Source organism: Loktanella sp. SALINAS62 (assembly GCF_018263905.1).
Taxonomy (GTDB): Bacteria; Pseudomonadota; Alphaproteobacteria; order Rhodobacterales; family Rhodobacteraceae; genus Loktanella.
The window spans coordinates 177,510-192,910 of record NZ_JAAFZU010000055.1; the positions used below are offsets into that span (position 1 = coordinate 177,510).

Annotated in this window: 15 protein-coding genes and 1 tRNA gene; 6 read left to right on the forward strand and 10 right to left on the reverse strand. The window is 60.4% G+C overall.

Going from position 1 to position 15,401, the window contains the following annotated elements:
• Positions 1–11: 11 nt before the first annotated feature.
• Genes GZH79_RS15370 through GZH79_RS15385 form a run of 4 tightly spaced genes read right to left on the reverse strand, consistent with a single transcriptional unit; the run spans position 12 to position 4,237 of the window.
• The gene (locus tag GZH79_RS15370; protein ID WP_211644644.1) at positions 12–1,214 is read right to left on the reverse strand and encodes a beta-ketoacyl-[acyl-carrier-protein] synthase family protein; all 1,203 of its coding nucleotides are present in this window, start codon (positions 1,212–1,214) and stop codon (positions 12–14) included.
• A gap of 6 nt (positions 1,215–1,220) precedes the next feature.
• Positions 1,221–1,478, reverse strand: a complete 258-nt coding sequence (locus tag GZH79_RS15375; protein ID WP_211644645.1) for an acyl carrier protein — start codon at positions 1,476–1,478, stop codon at positions 1,221–1,223.
• A gap of 31 nt (positions 1,479–1,509) precedes the next feature.
• Complete coding sequence (locus tag GZH79_RS15380; protein WP_211644646.1) at positions 1,510–2,604, reverse strand: UDP-3-O-(3-hydroxymyristoyl)glucosamine N-acyltransferase; 1,095 nt, start codon at positions 2,602–2,604, stop codon at positions 1,510–1,512.
• 34 nt (positions 2,605–2,638) lie between these two features.
• Complete coding sequence (locus tag GZH79_RS15385) at positions 2,639–4,237, reverse strand: L,D-transpeptidase family protein (RefSeq protein ID WP_211645034.1); 1,599 nt, start codon at positions 4,235–4,237, stop codon at positions 2,639–2,641.
• Between the two features lie 340 nt (positions 4,238–4,577).
• On the opposite strand from GZH79_RS15385, the gene GZH79_RS15390 reads away from it, so the two are divergent.
• Entirely contained in the window at positions 4,578–5,147 is a 570-nt protein-coding gene (locus GZH79_RS15390) for a DUF882 domain-containing protein (protein ID WP_211644647.1), read from the forward strand.
• A gap of 94 nt (positions 5,148–5,241) precedes the next feature.
• Positions 5,242–5,315 (forward strand) — tRNA-Gly (locus GZH79_RS15395).
• Positions 5,316–5,474: 159 nt separating this feature from the next.
• Here GZH79_RS15395 and GZH79_RS15400 read toward each other — a convergent pair.
• From GZH79_RS15400 to GZH79_RS15420, 5 genes are all read right to left on the reverse strand, one after another.
• Positions 5,475–7,361 carry a sugar phosphate isomerase/epimerase and 4-hydroxyphenylpyruvate domain-containing protein gene (locus GZH79_RS15400; RefSeq protein WP_211644648.1) on the reverse strand — a complete coding sequence of 629 codons (1,887 nt, stop codon included), beginning with the start codon at positions 7,359–7,361 and terminating at the stop codon, positions 5,475–5,477.
• A gap of 4 nt (positions 7,362–7,365) precedes the next feature.
• On the reverse strand, positions 7,366–8,661 hold the full coding sequence (locus GZH79_RS15405) for a TRAP transporter large permease (protein WP_211645035.1): 1,296 nt from the start codon (positions 8,659–8,661) through the stop codon (positions 7,366–7,368).
• A complete protein-coding gene (locus GZH79_RS15410; RefSeq protein WP_211644649.1) occupies positions 8,654–9,175 on the reverse strand; it encodes a TRAP transporter small permease in 522 nt (173 codons plus the stop codon). Before GZH79_RS15410 ends, GZH79_RS15405 begins: the two co-directional genes overlap by 8 nt.
• A gap of 80 nt (positions 9,176–9,255) precedes the next feature.
• Positions 9,256–10,239: a TRAP transporter substrate-binding protein DctP gene (gene dctP / locus GZH79_RS15415; protein ID WP_211644650.1), complete on the reverse strand. Its 984-nt coding sequence runs from the start codon at positions 10,237–10,239 to the stop codon at positions 9,256–9,258.
• Between the two features lie 50 nt (positions 10,240–10,289).
• Positions 10,290–11,180, reverse strand: a complete 891-nt coding sequence (locus GZH79_RS15420; protein ID WP_211644651.1) for a shikimate dehydrogenase — start codon at positions 11,178–11,180, stop codon at positions 10,290–10,292.
• 132 nt (positions 11,181–11,312) lie between these two features.
• On the opposite strand from GZH79_RS15420, the gene GZH79_RS15425 reads away from it, so the two are divergent.
• The 4 genes from GZH79_RS15425 to GZH79_RS15440 all read left to right on the forward strand — a co-directional run bounded on the left by GZH79_RS15425 (position 11,313) and on the right by GZH79_RS15440 (position 14,149).
• Positions 11,313–11,990 carry a TetR/AcrR family transcriptional regulator gene (locus GZH79_RS15425; protein WP_211644652.1) on the forward strand — a complete coding sequence of 226 codons (678 nt, stop codon included), beginning with the start codon at positions 11,313–11,315 and terminating at the stop codon, positions 11,988–11,990.
• Positions 11,987–12,931, forward strand: coding sequence for an alpha/beta hydrolase (locus tag GZH79_RS15430; protein ID WP_211644653.1), 945 nt, complete (start codon positions 11,987–11,989; stop codon positions 12,929–12,931). The genes GZH79_RS15425 and GZH79_RS15430 overlap by 4 nt, the downstream gene beginning before the upstream one ends.
• Entirely contained in the window at positions 12,928–13,395 is a 468-nt protein-coding gene (locus tag GZH79_RS15435) for a DUF3237 domain-containing protein (RefSeq protein WP_249219232.1), read from the forward strand. Before GZH79_RS15430 ends, GZH79_RS15435 begins: the two co-directional genes overlap by 4 nt.
• Before the next feature lie 511 nt (positions 13,396–13,906).
• Positions 13,907–14,149, forward strand: coding sequence for a hypothetical protein (locus GZH79_RS15440; protein WP_211644654.1), 243 nt, complete (start codon positions 13,907–13,909; stop codon positions 14,147–14,149).
• Between the two features lie 307 nt (positions 14,150–14,456).
• On the opposite strand, the gene GZH79_RS15445 is transcribed toward GZH79_RS15440, so the two are convergent.
• On the reverse strand, positions 14,457–15,326 hold the full coding sequence (locus GZH79_RS15445) for a LysR family transcriptional regulator (protein WP_211644655.1): 870 nt from the start codon (positions 15,324–15,326) through the stop codon (positions 14,457–14,459).
• Positions 15,327–15,401 lie beyond the last annotated feature (75 nt).

Here is a 15,401-nt window from a genome sequence, read left to right on the forward strand (position 1 = left end):
GCCATGCGGATTTACGCGCGTGTCAGCGCCAACACTGCGTTCAGCCCACCGAACGCAAACGCGTTGGATAATACGGCATCCACCTTGGCTGTGCGCGCCGTATTGGCCACGATGTCCAACGCGCAGTCGGGATCGGCTATGCGGTGGTTCACGGTCGGGGCGATGATCCCGTCGTTCAGGGCCAGCAGGCAGGCCAGCAGTTCGACAGCACCCGCCGCACCGATCAGATGCCCGTGCATGGATTTGGTAGATGATATCAATACATCGTCTGCGGATACGCCAAACACCTTGCGCACAGCGGCACATTCGGTCCGGTCGTTCATCGCCGTGCCCGTGCCATGCGCGTTGATGTAACCGATATCGGCCGGGGTCAGCCCCGCATCGCGCAGCGCGCCGCACATCGCGCGGACCGCACCGTCGCAATCGGGGCTGACGATATCGCCCGCGTCAGATGTCGCGGAAAACCCCGCAACCTCTGCCAATATGTGTGCGCCACGCGCCAACGCCTTTTCGCGTTCCTCGAACACGAAAACGGCAGCGCCTTCGCCCTGCACCATCCCGGTCCGGTCGGCGGAAAACGGGCGGCAAGTATCGCGGGCCATCACGCGCAAACCTTCCCACGCTTTGATGCCGCCGAAACACAGCATTGCTTCTGCCCCGCCTGTCAGCATCACGTCGGCCTGACCGCTGCGGATGACCGCCAGCGCCTGACCCATCGCATGATTTGACGATGCACAGGCGGTCGATATGGTGAAATTCGGCCCACGCAGACCGTGGGTCATGGACATATGGCTGGCGGCGGCATTCGCCATCAGGCGCGGCACCACAAAGGGATGAACGCGGTCCTTACCGTCCTGATAGACGGCGCGGTAACTGTCATCCTGCGTGGTCAATCCGCCGCCCGATGTCCCCATCACGACCCCTGCCCGGTCCGGATCAACGACCGCCTGTCCAGCTTGCCGAAGCGCCTGGTCCGCCGCAATCAATGCAAACTGGGTGAACCGGTCATAAAGCGACAATTGCGATTTCGTGAAATGATCCGTTGGATCATAATCGCGCACCTGCGCACCGATCTGGATCTGCAACCGGTCCAGATCGGGAATATCCAGCGGTCCGATGGCACAATGCCCCTGCCGCATCGCCGCGTGGGTCGCACCAACCGCATAGCCCAGCGGGTTGATCGTGCCTGCGCCCGTGATCACCACCCGACGCATGGGGCGTCAGGCCTGCTGTTTCATCAGATCTTCGACCGCAGCCACGATCGACCGGACCGAAGACACATCAAACGCACTGTCCTGCGGCGCATTGGCATTGAACGGCACCGTGATATCGAACGCTTCTTCAATGGCAAAGATCGTTTCGACCAGTCCCATGCTGTCCAGTCCAAGCGATTCCAGGGTGTCGTCCATCGTCACATCGCTGGTGTCCAGCAACGCGTGATCGGCGAGTATCCGGATCACCCGGTCCGAAATGGTCATGTCCCGTAGCTCCTTTTGCTCCGCACAGGATCTAGTCATTCGGACCCTCTTTTAAAAGCCGCTTTCGCAACGCATCAAGCTCTTCCAGAAGCTTTGGCAGCCGTCGTATCGCTTTTTGGCGGATGCGGTGATCCGGCATTTCCATCGCGGGATCGCCCATGATGAACACACCGTTGGGGAAATCATTGAACACGTTCGTGCCCCCGCCCATGACCACATCATTGCCGACCGTGATATGATCCTTTGTGCCGGTCTTGCCGCCCATGACACAACGGTCGCCAAAGGTGCCGGACCCTGCCAGCCCGGCATGACCGCACACGATGCAATCCTGCCCCAGCACGCAATTATGGCCGATCTGGACCTGATTATCGATCTTTGTGCCGCGCCCGATCCGGGTCGGACGGATGGTGCCTGCGTCGATGGTGGTGTTCGATCCGACCTCGACATCGTCACCCAGAACAACGCCCCCCAGCGAATGGATGCGGTGCCGGGTCCCGTCCACCGGCGGCGTCAGGGGCGTGCGGCCCATGGTTCTGAATGCGCGCTCTTCGTTCGCGGGGTCCGTGGTGACATAGGAAAATCCGTCCGACCCAATGACCGCATTGGGTTGCACGATCACCCGGTCGCCCAGATGGCAGTTGCGCCCGATCCGCACGCCCGCATGCAACCAGCAGTCATCACCCAGCGTCGCACCCTCTGCCACGCTGCTGTGGGCCTCGATCCGGCAGCGATCACCCAGCGTCACGTCGGCGCCCAGCACCGCAAACGGGCCCATCGTCACATCTGCCCCCAGCTTTGCTGACGGGTCGATCACGGAAGTGGGATGAATCCCCCCTATGCGGGGACGTGGGTCAAAAGCCTGCGTCAGATGCGCCATGGCCAAACGTGCGCGCGGCACGGTTATCGCGGCCTCTAGCCCAAGGTCGGACAGATCGGCCCCGTCCCAGACGATGGCCGCGCGGGCGCGGCTGTTGCGCAGCGCATCGGCATAATTGCGCGACATCGCAAGCGCCAGATCATCCGGCCCCGCCTGCGCAGGTTCGGCCGGACGGTTCACGCAAAGCGATGTGTCGCCGTGCGCCACCGTCCCAAGGGCCTGTGCGATCTGGGCGATGGTCAGTGTCATGGGCTTTCTCCGGTTCCGGATGTCTGACCGTGACTTAGCCCTGCACAGCGCGGATCGCTACCCCTTCGCGTGCCAGTGCGTTCCAGATCTGCGCGTCACGTCCGTAAATGTCGCTGCGGAACTGCAGCTTGCCCGTCACGTGGGTAAACGCCGTGCGGTAGACAATATGCACCGGCACCGGCTCGTTCAGATTGACGCGCGTTTCCGAACCCGTCTTCAGGCGCGATTGAAAGAACGCTTCGGGATTGCCTTCCTGTCTGGCCAACAGCGCATAGGCGAAATCGAACGGATCGTTCAGACGGATACAGCCATGGCTGAAGGCGCGCACCGACTGGCCGAACAGGTTCTTGGCGGGCGTGTCGTGCAGATAGATATTGTATTTGTTCGGGAACATGAACTTGACCAGACCCAACGCGTTCCGGGGGCTTGGCCCCTGCCGCATCGCATAGGGAAATGTCCGCGCGGTATAGGCACTGGCATTCACCGATCCACGTGGCACCACCCGCCCTGCCCGATCCGTGACGTCCAGATGGCTGACGGCGCCGGGGTTGCGCTGCAACTGCGGCAGGTATTCCCCCACAACGATCGAACGCGGCACATACCACGTGGGGTTGATGACCATGTGGTCCATCACATCGGAAAATTCGGGTGTGCGGCGGTCCACGTCACGCGCACCGATCACCGAACGGGTCGAAAACGTCACGCGGTCATTGTCCACGATGGCGGCGGTGAAATCCGTCAGGTTGACCCAGATGTGCCGGGCGCCGCGCGGGCGATTGATCCAGCGTTCGCGTTCCATCGCAACGATGACCGATTGCATGCGCCGTTCCATCGGCATGTTGATCTGTTCCATCGTACTGCTGCCGGCCACGCCATCGACGCTCAACCCCATCGCCTGCTGGAACCGCTGCACGCCGGATTGGACGGTGGCGTCATACGTCTGGGTCGCCGTGCGGCCCAGATGACCCATCGCGATCAAACGATCCCGCAGGGCGACAACAGCGGCACCGGACGCGCCGGGGGCAAGACTGCCGACGGGTACGACAGGTCCATAGCCGCCTTGCGCCAATTGCTGTTCCATCCGCAATTTTTCCACCAGCAAGCGCCCGTATTCGGGGCTACTGGGCGGCAATGACCGTAAAAAGGCCGCCGGGTTCGACTGCGCAAATGCGTTGATCGTGCTCAACCGGGACCGCAGGGGCACCTCACGCTTGATCTGGTCGATTTCGCGGCCCGGCGTCAGAATACCCGTCTGCACGTCGCGGGCATATTGCAGGAAAACCTGGCTCAGCCGGACTTCCATCGCGCCTTGCTGTGCGGGGGCCTGTGCTGCGCGCAGTTCCGCCATCAGGCGATCGGGGTCATATTCAGCCTGCGGCAAGCCATGCGCCCCTGCATCGGCCAAAGCGGTCAAAAGCGCGTTGCGGCGGTTCCGTGCCGCGGAATCCGATCCGGTCCAGACGCCCTGAAATTCCCGATCACGGTAAAAACCTGCAAGTTCTGTGTCACGCGCCACCGATTCGGCGACCGCCTGACGAAACGCCGTGACCTGTGCCGATGCCGAATTGGCGACACTGAAGAAACAGGCAACAAGAATGAATCGGGCCAGAACCAGCCCTGTAGCCCGGATCATGGACCCGGAATGAAATTGAATCGTCACGCGTTTCCCCACACCGCAAATGCGCCCAAGCAGCATGGGCATTAGGGTTGTTTGTTCCCGGTCTGCCGGTGTCTGTCCACAGTGTTACAGTGCGATCAACGGGGTTTGCGATCGTTTGTTGTATCTGGGTCGCGGCTTGATCCTGCTTAACACACACGAGGATTTGCGCGATTTTTTGCCGATAAACCGCCGGACGATGGAACAAAACCGCTCCGGGGTTGGTGCGTGGCAGGTTCTGTGCAACATATTCGGAGTATCTGAAAGATCACTTAGCGCGGATCAACCGTGCAATGACAGACTGGGACAGGTTACTATGGCAATGAACAGCTCTTCGGGCATGACTCGACGTGGACTTCTCGGTGCGTTTGCGGCAACGGCACTGGCAGCCGCACCGACCTATGGCAACGCAGCAGGGTTCCTGCGTGGCGGCGGCGACATTCGTCGGATTAAAATGTATTCGGGACGCACAGGCGAACGGCTGGACACGATCTACTGGATCGAAGGCCAGTACATCGGTGAAGCGATGGCCGAAATCAACGCGTTCATGCGGGACTGGCGGAACAACAAGGTTGCCAATATCGACAGCCGCACCATCGATATCATGGCAGCATCGCACCGCCTGCTGGATTGTTCTGAACCTTATATGCTGTTGTCTGGCTACCGCTCTCCGGAAACCAACAACATGCTGCGCAGCAGATCATCCGGTGTGGCGAAAAATTCGCTTCACCTCAAAGGTCAGGCTGCCGATTTGCGTCTTGAAAGCCGGACGGTGCGTCAGATGGCACAGGCCGCAGCAGCCTGCCGTGCCGGTGGTGTTGGAAAATACTCCGGTTCGGATTTCGTGCATATGGATTGCGGCACAGTCCGGACCTGGGGCGCCTGACCCAGCCGGCACGACAACGAAAACAAAGCGCCTTCGGGCGCTTTTTTCGTGCGGTCTTGCGGGGCGTCTGGACCCCGTGTACAGACAGGCCTGCGCGGGTATGGTGAAAAGGTATCACGAAAGCTTCCCAAGCTTCAGTTACGGGTTCGATTCCCGTTACCCGCTCCAATCTAATGTGTACGCTTCTGGAACTCAGGCTTTTTTGGAAGCTTAACCAGCCGCCCGAAACCAGGCTGGGTTTACGGGCTTTGGACTGACCTTGGTTTGGCTGGACCGGCCAACCGGTTTGCAAGAGCGACGTGGTCAGGATGTGGCGGGATTTACCAGTTACGCTCGCGGCATTCCCTTATGCCGCATCAGACGCTTTTGCGCGGCGATACGGAACGGTGCGTTGGGGCCGCCGTAGCCCGCATATCCCGCCTCGCGTTGGACGATTTCAAAGAACATGCCGCCCGCAAAGGGGCGCGAATACAGCTGATAGAACGCCCCGTTGGCGTCCTCGTCGTACAGGATGTTGCGCGCGCTTAGCCGGTCAATCACATCGGGCGCCAGATCGAACCGTGCGGCCAGATCGGCGTAGTAGTTCCCAGAGATCGGCAAGGTCGCGAATCCTGTTCCGTCAAGCGCATCGGCGGTGGCAAAGATATCGTCCGTCGCCAACGCCACATGCTGGACAGAAGCGTGAAAGCTGTCGGCCAGAAAATGACCCGCCATGGTGCGGTGCGTTTCTGCCCCGTTCAGCGTCACGCGCAATGTCCCGTCCGGCGTGGACAATGCCTGACTGCGCACCAGCCCGTCGGGGTCGATCACGTCGACCATGGGCGATTTGGTCATCTGGAACAGCGTGGTGTAAAACAGCGACCAGCTGAGCATTTCATCATAGGTCGTCGTCTGGGCGATATGGTCGATCCGGGTCAGGCCAACCCCGGCTGCCGGGGTTTGAACCGGGGTAAATTCGATATCCCAGACGTCGGACAATCCGCTGGCGTCGTCGATGAAATGCAGAACGCTGCCGCTTTGGCCCCTGATCGCAGGGATGTCCAACTGATGCGCACCGACCGGCTGATCGAACGGGCGCGCGCCCAGCCGTTCGGCCCGTGCGACGGTCGCGGCCGCATTGTCGACCGCGATCCCGATGTCGCAGATCAAGGTGCCGTGCGTCGTATAGGCGCTGCTGGCATAGCCTTCGGTTTCGCGGTTGATGACGATGCGAATGTCGTTTTGCACCCACAGCGACAGGCGCTTGCCGATGTGATCGGCCGCGTGCCGGAAACCGAGCGTGCCCAGCAGCGCCTCGAGCGCGTCAGCCTCGGCCCCCTTGCTGGCGAATTCGAGGAAGGCCACCCCGGCAACACGCGCGCGCGGGGGCATCGGCACCAGGTTTTGCTGCGGTGCGGGTTCGACCCGGCGCACGTCGTCCATCAGCGCGGCGAGCGCGCGATAGCCGTCCTTGGCGATTTCCGACGGTCGTCCGCCACGAAACTGGTCGTTGAAAATCTCCAGCGATACTGGCCCCGCATAGCCTGTCGCCACGACAGCGCGCATGAATGCGGTGACATCCAGATCGCCTTCTCCCGGCATGTTGCGGAAGTGACGCGACCAGTAAAGCAGGTCCATTTCGATCGCGGGGGCGTCAGCGAGTTGCACAAAAAAGATCTTGTCGCCGGGAATCCGCCGGATCGTTTCGGGGTCGATACCGCGGGCCAATGTGTGAAAGCTGTCGAGGATCAGACCGATGTTGTCATGATCGGCCCTGCGCACGATTTCCCATGCGTCGCGGTGATCATTGACGTGCCGACCCCATGCGAGTGCTTCATACCCAACCCGCAAACCCCGCTTGGCAGCACGATGGCCCAATTCATTGAAATCAGCCGCAGCCTTGTCGATGCCGCCGAGCGCCTGAGGATGGCAAGACGAACAGATCAGAACAAGGTCCGCTCCCAGTTCCTGCATCAGATCAAATTTACGCTCCACCCGGTCAAAAGCTTTGGCGCGCAAGGGATCGGGCAGACCTTCGAAATCACGGAACGGTTGAAAGAGCGTGATTTCCAGACCCATCGCACGGATCAGGTCCCCAACCTCGCGCGGGTCGCCGTCATGCGCAATGAAATCCTGTTCAAAAATCTCGATCCCGTCAAAACCTGCGGCGGCTATCGCCTCAAGCTTTTCGGTGAAATTGCCGGATATGGAAACGGTCGCGATGGATGTTTTCATGACTCTAACCTCGGTAGCCAAGAAGGCGCGGTAGGAACAGCACGATGTCGGGCACAAACGTGATGATCATCAGCGCACCGATCAGGGCCAGCAGGAACGGCCAAATCTCTTGGATGACTTTGCCGATGGGCGCACCAGAGACGTTGGAGACAACGAACAACAGCAGCCCGTAGGGCGGCGTGATCAGCCCGATCATTGCGTTGACCACCACGACGACACCGAAATGCAGCATGTCGATATTCAGGGCGATGGCGGTCGGGATCAGGATCGGCACGATGATCAGCAGGATCGCGCCGCCTTCCAGCACGCAGCCAAGGAGCAGGATCAATACATTGACTGCAATCAAAAAGGTGACTGCGTTCAGCTCGTAGTCCAGCAATAGGGCCGCGATCTGGTTGGGCACCTGTTCACGCACGATCACGTATTCAAAGGCAAGCGCGCCCGCGACCAAGATGCCGACCGCAGCGGTTGACCGTGCCGAAGACAGCAGCGCGCCATAGAACTGCCGCAGGCTGACCGACCGGTAAAGCGCGATCGAGATGACCAGCGCGTAAAATGCGGCAACGGCTGCGGCTTCGGTCGGGGTAACAACCCCACCATAGATCCCGCCCAGCAATATGACCGGCAGCAAAAGTGCGGGCATAGCCTTGAACGTAAGGCCCGGAAGCTCTCGCGCCGGGACGATATCATCGACCGGGAAATCGCGGCGGCGGGCGATGATGTAATTCATGACAGCCATCATCATCGCCATCATCAGACCCGGCAGAATGCCAGCTGCAAAGAGAAATCCGATAGATTGGTCAGACACGAGCGCGTAAAGCACCATCGGGATCGAAGGCGGAATGATCGGGCCGACGGTCGCGGTGGCGGCGGTGATTGCTGCGGCATATTGCGGTGTGTAGCGGTTATCTTTCGTCATCATCCCGATGATGATCTTGCCCATGCCGACGGCGTCGGCCACGGCAGACCCGGACATGCCCGAAAAGATCACCGAAGAGACGACGTTGACGTGGCCAAGCCCGCCCCGAAACCGCCCGACAAGTGCTTGGCAGAACCGCAATAGCCGGTCAGCAAGCGAACCGACGTTCATGATGTCTGCGGCCAGGATGAACAACGGAATCGCAAGCAGGGTATAGCCGTTATATAGACCCTGCAGCATCGTCTCGGGGGCCAGTCCCGGATCGCGCCCGGCCAGGACCAGATAGGCCAGCGACCCCGTGATCATCGTTACGCCTACGGATTGTCCGGCGATGACCAGAAGAACGATCAGCAAAATAGACAGGGTCAGCGGATCAGTCATAGTCATGGCTCTCCGGGTCCTGCGGCAGATGGACATGCGGCCCCCGGCCCATGACTGCGTCCCAGACCTGTACCAACGCGCGGATGATCACGGCCCCCGCGAACAGCATGTAGATGGAAAAGACCCAATTGAACGGGATGCGCAGGGCCGCCGTCCGTTCGCGGGCCATGAAATCGATGTAGTCCCAGACCGCAGGCAGCGTGAAAACAAAGATCGCAGCGATTGTCAGACCGCCGAAAATGTCGAACCCGCGTCGCCAGCCACGTGGGACCGCGTAATACACCATATCAAGACGGATCACTTCGGTGCCTTTGACCACAAAGGCATAGCCAAAGAGGATTCCCCAGACCCAAACCAGCGTGACCCATTCGACGGTCCAATCGACCGAGATGTTGAGCACGTAGCGAAACAGGACCTGCAACAAGAACACGACGAACATGCTCAGCAGCATGGCCGCAAGGATATTCTCTGCCCGGGCGTGCAGCCATGACCCAAGTTTCTTTGCAGATTCCATCTTGATCAATCTTTCTGTGGGATCGTCTTACCTGCGGGACCGGATGGACCGGTCCCGCTGATATCGTCCGATTGGCTGATTTACATATTGCCGATCGCGTCGACCAAGCCTTCGGGCCAGTCGTTGGAATATTCGGATTCCTGATAGATCCCCAGCACGTGCTCTCGGAACGCTGCGTTGTCGGGCATGTAGACGTCGACACCGTTGGCGGCGATGTCTGCGGCCAGCGTGGTTTCCTGTTCGATGGTGATGGCGTCAAGTTCTGCTTCGAACTGGTCGGCACAGCCCTGAACCGTGGTTTGCTGTTCGGGCGTCATCTCGTTCCACGTCTCAAGCGAGATGGTGAACAGATTGGATGCAATCAGGTGGCTGGTGGTCCCGATATGAGTCAGCACTTCGTCGAATTTCATCGACCGCGTGGCCGGAAAGCCGTTGTCCTGTCCGTCGATGGCACCGGTCTGAAGCGCGGTGTAGACTTCGGTGAACGGCACGGGCACAGGTGTGGCCCCCATCGCCTCGCCCACGAATTGCCAGCCTTCGCCCGGCGGCATCCGCAGTTGCACGCCCTGCAAATCGGCCGGTGTCATGATCCGTTCTTCACCGACATATCCAATGTGCCTTGCGCCGATGTAGGGAAATGCCAGAACCTTGACCTCTGCCTTCTCTTCGATTTCGGCCAGCATGCCGTCGATCACGTCGCTGTTGTAGACCGCGCGCATGTGATCGTAGTCGCGGAACAGGAACGGCGTGCCCAGCACGCTTGTGGACGGCACCTGGTTCTGAAAGTCGAAGGGCGCAAGGTTGCCCATGTCCAGATTGCCGCGCTGCATCGCCGTCAGCTCGGTCCCTTGCTCGAACAATGTGGCACCGTGGAACGCCTGAAAATCGAACCCCTCGCCCAGGCAATCGCCAAAGGCTGATTGCAGGGTTTCCGACCGGATATCGGTCGGCGACACGGTGTCCGAATAGATGATCTCGATGGTGTCTTGTGCCAGTGCGGCGGTCGCCGTCAGTGCCAGGGCAGCCGCGCTGGCCATGAGGGTCTTTGTGGTTGTGGAACGCATTGGTTTTCCTCCCTTTCGCGTTTCGTTTTGCCGCTCTGTGGAACGACGTGTTACCGGGCCTCAAAGGTGCCGAACGTCGCCTTCAGGCGATCGGCGTCGGCATTGAGACCGGTAAAGAGGTGAAAGGCACGGACGGCCTGAAAAACAGCCATGCCGGACCCGTCAAGCGTGCGGCAGCCCTTGGCCCGGGCGATACGCAGAAATTCGGTTTCAAGTGGAAAGTAGACGATTTCGGCCACCCACTGACTGGATGTCAGATAGGCCGGATCAAGCGGCACACCCGGCAGCTTGGCCATGCCCATCGGTGTGGCATTGACGATCCCGCCGGCCCGGCTGGCGCAGGCCGCGATATCGTCTGCGGCACGGGCAATCGTGGCGCCCGACGCGCGGTTGACACGGTCGACAAGCGCCTGCGCCGCGTCGGGCCGGTTGTCCGCGATCATCAGGTCGGTCACGCCAAGATCTTGCAGGGCAAACGCAACCGCCGCCCCCGCGCCCCCGGCACCGATCAACAGCACCCGGCTTAATGTCACATTGGGCAGTCCACGGCGCATGCTTTCTGCGAAACCCCAGAAATCTGTATTGTGCCCAAACCGCTTGCCGTCGCGGAAAACCAGAGTGTTGACCGCACCGACCTTGCGTGCAGCGTCGGACAGATCGTCTGTTAGATCGAACACGGCCTGCTTGAAAGGATATGTGACGTTCAGTCCGGCAAATCCGTCTGCCTCGGCTTTCGCAATGATCTTGGCAGGGTCGCTTTCGACCCCGGGCTGGTCCGGGTCGATCAGATCGTAGCGATAATCCAGCCCATGTGCCCGCCCTTCCGCCGTATGCATGGCGGGCGTGCGGGATTGCTGGATACCACGTCCGATCAGTCCAACACGGACGGCACGTTGGGTTGCCCCGGTGCGCCCGGACTGAACCTTTGTCTCATTGCCCATGTCGTCTCCTCCCACAGTGGTCCTGACCACTGCCTCCATCCGCACATTGTACCGTGCGTTTAACTTGGTCAAGAATTTTGTACTGGCCGGTTAAATTGACGGATGTTAGGGTTCGCGCAGGAGGAAAGAGGCATGACCGAACGGACCGCAGACAAAGGTGCGACGACAGCACAGGGCTGGAAACAGGACCCGGAAGGCGTCCGGCGCGATATCCTGTCGGTGGCGGTATCCGAGTTTGCAGCGCGTGGCCTGTCCGGCGCCCGCATTGATGACATCGCGGCACGCACACGCACGTCGAAACGGATGATCTACTACTATTTCGGCGATAAGGACGGGCTTTACGCCCGCGCGCTCGAAGCAGCCTACGCCAAAGTGCGTCACGGTGAAGAAAACCTTGATCTTGCCGGATTTGAACCCGACGACGCACTGGCCCGCCTGATCGGATTCACATTTGACCACCACCGCGCGAATCCTGATTTCATCCGCATGGTCATGATCGAAAACATCCACAACGCCGATTGCATCGCGCATTCCGACGTGATCCGGACCCTCAACGTCGCGGCAATCGACACGCTAAGCGACATCTGCAAGCGTGGTGTTGCGACGGGCGTTTTTCGCGCAGGCGTGAATCCCATGCAGCTTCACTGGCAGATTTCGGCTCTTTCATTTTTCAACGTCTCGAACCGGCCTTCGTTTTCGGCCTTGTTCGGGGCAGACCTGTTCACCGACGCCCAACAAAACGCCCTGCGCGACGACATCATCCGCATGGTGGTTGAATCCGTCCGCATGACCAAGGAGACTTTGCCATGATGAACCCCGAATTGCAGGATTTCCTGAACGTCTGGAACGAAAAGTGGAGCGACCTGCCCAAAGGTTCTGGCCCTGCAGAACGCCGCGCGCATTTCGAGCAGATCGCACGCGACATGCGATTGCCGACGCCAGACGATGTGAATTGCGACGCGGAACATCACGTCGACAGCCCGGCCGGGCCCGCGCGGGTGCGGGTGTTTCGGTATGATGGCGACGACACGGCGCAGCCTTGCCTGATTTACATGCATGGCGGTGCGTGGATGCAGGGCAGCCCCGAAACCCACTGGGACATCACGGCGCGCATCGCATCATGGAACAGGCAGACCGTCATCAGCGTGGATTACGCGCTGGCCCCGGAACATCCGTTTCCGCAGGCCTACGACCAGTGCCTCGCCGTGACGCGGTGGGTCAGGACGCAGGCGCACGATCTTGGCGTCGATCCTGCGCGCATTTCCATCGGTGGCGACAGCGCCGGTGCCAATCTGGCCGCTGCCGTCACGCTGGCATTGAAAGGGACCGCTGACATGCCGATGGCGCAGCTTTTGGTCTATCCGGCCTGCGATTTCGACACATCGCGCCCGTCGATGATCGAAAACGCCAATGGCCCTTTGCTGTTTCCACGCGACATGCCGGCTGTGAACGCGATGTACTGCCCCAACCCGTCCGATCTGGTAGATCCGCGCGCGGCACCGCTACACGCCACGGATCACACCGGCCTGCCGCAGGCGTTTGTCGCCGTGGCCGAATGCGACCCCCTGCGCGACAGTGGCCGTGCCTATGCCGCAGCACTGAAATCGGCGGGCGTGCCCATGACGCTGGACGACGGCAAGGGTCTGATCCACGGTTACCTGCGGGCAATGGATTACTGCAGCGACAGCATGCGCAAACTGGAATCCATGGCCGCCTGGCTGCGGCAGGCCAACGCCAGCGCAGCCGCATGATGCAGCCCCCCCGGCCCGCGCTGACCTACGCCTTTACGATTCAGGCCGACATCGCGCCGCCGCGATCAGCGGGCCCTGCACCGCACGGCGAACGGCTACACATCGCGATCATCGGCGGGCAAGTTCGCGGCCCCCGCCTGACGGGCACGATCCGTCCCGGCGGTTCGGACTGGCCGGTGATTGGTCCGGACGGCAATTCGCGCATCGACGCCCGCTACACGATCGAGGCCGATGACGGCACGCTGATCTACGTCGTCAACCGCGGCCTGCGCGTGTCGTCTGCACAAACGCTGCAACGGTTGCGCGCGGGCGAGCCTGTGGACCCGGCGGAGGTCTATATGCGCGCGGCCCCGGTCTTTGACGCACCCGACGGACCCCACGCCTGGCTGCGCGAGCGGCTCTTCGTCTGCTCGCTGTCACCGAGACCAGAAGCGATTGCGATTGACGTCTATCTTGTCGAATGACGGTTCAGCATAGATTCCGCACCGTCCGGGAGCGATTAAGGGCAATGATGCAGGACGTTGCTGCCATTGGTCGAAGTCGGCTTCCAAAGCAGGCGGACAAGATCCGTCCTTTTCGCCGGTGACACAGACGAGGAGTTTTGGCCGTTTCCTTCGGCGTAGCGGGCCTTCGCTGCCACACTGACAAGCGGTGGCCGAAGACGCGGTGACCGGCCCGATGGTACGCGCCATCCTTCCCGCGATCCAACGCTTGCGACCGCCGCCGTCATGCGCGTGATCGCGACCCAGAACCAACCGGAACGAAAGCAGCAGGACAGGTCTGTCCGTCGCGCTGAAAACCGGAGACGCCAGGCCAGGATGATGCGGATTCGCAGCTTGATCCGCACAGTTCCAGCTGCCTCCGCAGCGATGCGCGCATCAATGGCCGCGAAATGATTGACTTACGCGCCTGATCGGGCGACCTTGATCACCAACGGCATGCCATTTGGGAAATGTCGAATGAAATGAGTTTCACATGTCCAACAGCCGCTTAGTGCGACTATTCCTTTGCCTCTCTGCATTCATACTGATTTCTGTCGCGCCCCTTGCTGGCTACGCATCGGACGACGAGGAGACCGAGGAAGAAAGAGAGGAATGGCAAGAAAATCTTGACGAGCCCGAAGAGGGAAGTGAGGAATGGCAAGAAAATCTTGACAAGGGGATCAGCGATAACGCCGATGTTGAGGGGGAGGAGGGGGTCCGTGGGTTCGGTGGGTGAATTCAAGTTAAAAGCTCTTGATTTCGATGGTTTACGCGAGTTGAACTGGCCTGTCTGCTAGGCGAAAGAACTGCGTCTGCAAATACTCCCGGAACGGTCTCTCGAAACCCTGCCTCTCGTTCAGTACGCTTTCACTGATTTTTGAGAGGCCACGAAGACCAGACATTCGCTGCGGGCTGATTAAGGTTCAATTTGGGCTCAATGCCGACCCGAGATGCGGCGCAGCATACTGGACCTTGATCATTTATCAGGCCAATGGTCACAGACATACCATCTTTACGGCGAAAACGGTCATCGACAGGCCGCATCACTGCGCCAAAATCTCGGCCAGCAGCGGATTAGGGAATCTGCGTTGCAGCGTGACGGCCATGAACGCTTCGTTCATGCCAGTGAGCTTTGCGGCTTCGACCAGAAACCCCGTTTCGAGTTCGTCGCGCACCACGATCGGGGGAATGATCGCCAGTCCTGCGTCAGCGCGGGCCAACAGACGGATCATCGCCATATCGTCGACTTCGGCCGCAATGATCGGGTGCACGTCAAGCCCGATGGCGAGCGCGTCGAATGCCGCGCGCAGAACCGTTTCGGGTGCAGGCAGGATCAACGGCTCTGATGACAGCAGGACGTCCAAGGGACGCGGTGGCGTCCCGACGCGGGCGGGCGTACCGATCAGACTGACTGCCTGCTCGTCGATCCGGTTTATCAACCACGGGCTGACCGCATCGCGTGGTGGTGCAAGATTGGTCAATACGACATCCAGCGCGAGTGCTTCCAATCCGCGCAAAAGCTCGACCTGGGAACCCGATCGCAGCACGACTTCGACATCCGCACGGCCGATCAGCGGCCGCAGGAACTGCATCTGGAAATTGCGCGAAAGTGTGGCAAGCGCCCCCACCCGCAATGCCCGGCGCGCGCGCCCCGCATCGCGCAGGGTCGCGGTCAGGTCTTCGGCAGTGCGAAAGATCGACTCTGCATGATCAAGAGCGATCCGTCCCGCTTCGGTCAGGATCAGTCCGCGTCCCCGCCGCTCGAACAGATCATGGCCCAGCGATGCCTCCAGCGTACGCAACTGCGTGGAAAGCGCCGATTGTGACAGGTTCAGCGATCGCGCAGCGCCCGTCAGTGTCCCGACGGTCGCCACCGCCCTGAACAGGCGCAAATGATGCAGATTGAGTATCATCGTTCTTCTATAAAACAGAATGATAACGAACAATATATGTAATTTTATGAACCTCGGCCACCGACTACACCATCC

Excerpts from the sequence above, each read along its gene's own strand:
- GZH79_RS15435 (WP_249219232.1), top strand. The coding sequence starts at position 12,928 with ATGATGCAGCCCCCCCGGCCCGCGCTGACCTACGCCTTTACGATTCAG.
- GZH79_RS15385 (WP_211645034.1), bottom strand. The coding sequence starts at position 4,237 with ATGATCCGGGCTACAGGGCTGGTTCTGGCCCGATTCATTCTTGTTGCC.
- GZH79_RS15400 (WP_211644648.1), bottom strand. The coding sequence starts at position 7,361 with ATGAAAACATCCATCGCGACCGTTTCCATATCCGGCAATTTCACCGAA.
- GZH79_RS15430 (WP_211644653.1), top strand. The coding sequence starts at position 11,987 with ATGATGAACCCCGAATTGCAGGATTTCCTGAACGTCTGGAACGAAAAG.
- dctP (WP_211644650.1), bottom strand. The coding sequence starts at position 10,239 with ATGCGTTCCACAACCACAAAGACCCTCATGGCCAGCGCGGCTGCCCTG.
- GZH79_RS15420 (WP_211644651.1), bottom strand. The coding sequence starts at position 11,180 with ATGGGCAATGAGACAAAGGTTCAGTCCGGGCGCACCGGGGCAACCCAA.
- GZH79_RS15440 (WP_211644654.1), top strand. The coding sequence starts at position 13,907 with ATGTCCAACAGCCGCTTAGTGCGACTATTCCTTTGCCTCTCTGCATTC.
- GZH79_RS15370 (WP_211644644.1), bottom strand. The coding sequence starts at position 1,214 with ATGCGTCGGGTGGTGATCACGGGCGCAGGCACGATCAACCCGCTGGGC.
- GZH79_RS15425 (WP_211644652.1), top strand. The coding sequence starts at position 11,313 with ATGACCGAACGGACCGCAGACAAAGGTGCGACGACAGCACAGGGCTGG.
- GZH79_RS15390 (WP_211644647.1), top strand. The coding sequence starts at position 4,578 with ATGGCAATGAACAGCTCTTCGGGCATGACTCGACGTGGACTTCTCGGT.
- GZH79_RS15405 (WP_211645035.1), bottom strand. The coding sequence starts at position 8,661 with ATGACTGATCCGCTGACCCTGTCTATTTTGCTGATCGTTCTTCTGGTC.
- GZH79_RS15445 (WP_211644655.1), bottom strand. The coding sequence starts at position 15,326 with ATGATACTCAATCTGCATCATTTGCGCCTGTTCAGGGCGGTGGCGACC.
- GZH79_RS15410 (WP_211644649.1), bottom strand. The coding sequence starts at position 9,175 with ATGGAATCTGCAAAGAAACTTGGGTCATGGCTGCACGCCCGGGCAGAG.
- GZH79_RS15380 (WP_211644646.1), bottom strand. The coding sequence starts at position 2,604 with ATGACACTGACCATCGCCCAGATCGCACAGGCCCTTGGGACGGTGGCG.
- GZH79_RS15375 (WP_211644645.1), bottom strand. The coding sequence starts at position 1,478 with ATGACCATTTCGGACCGGGTGATCCGGATACTCGCCGATCACGCGTTG.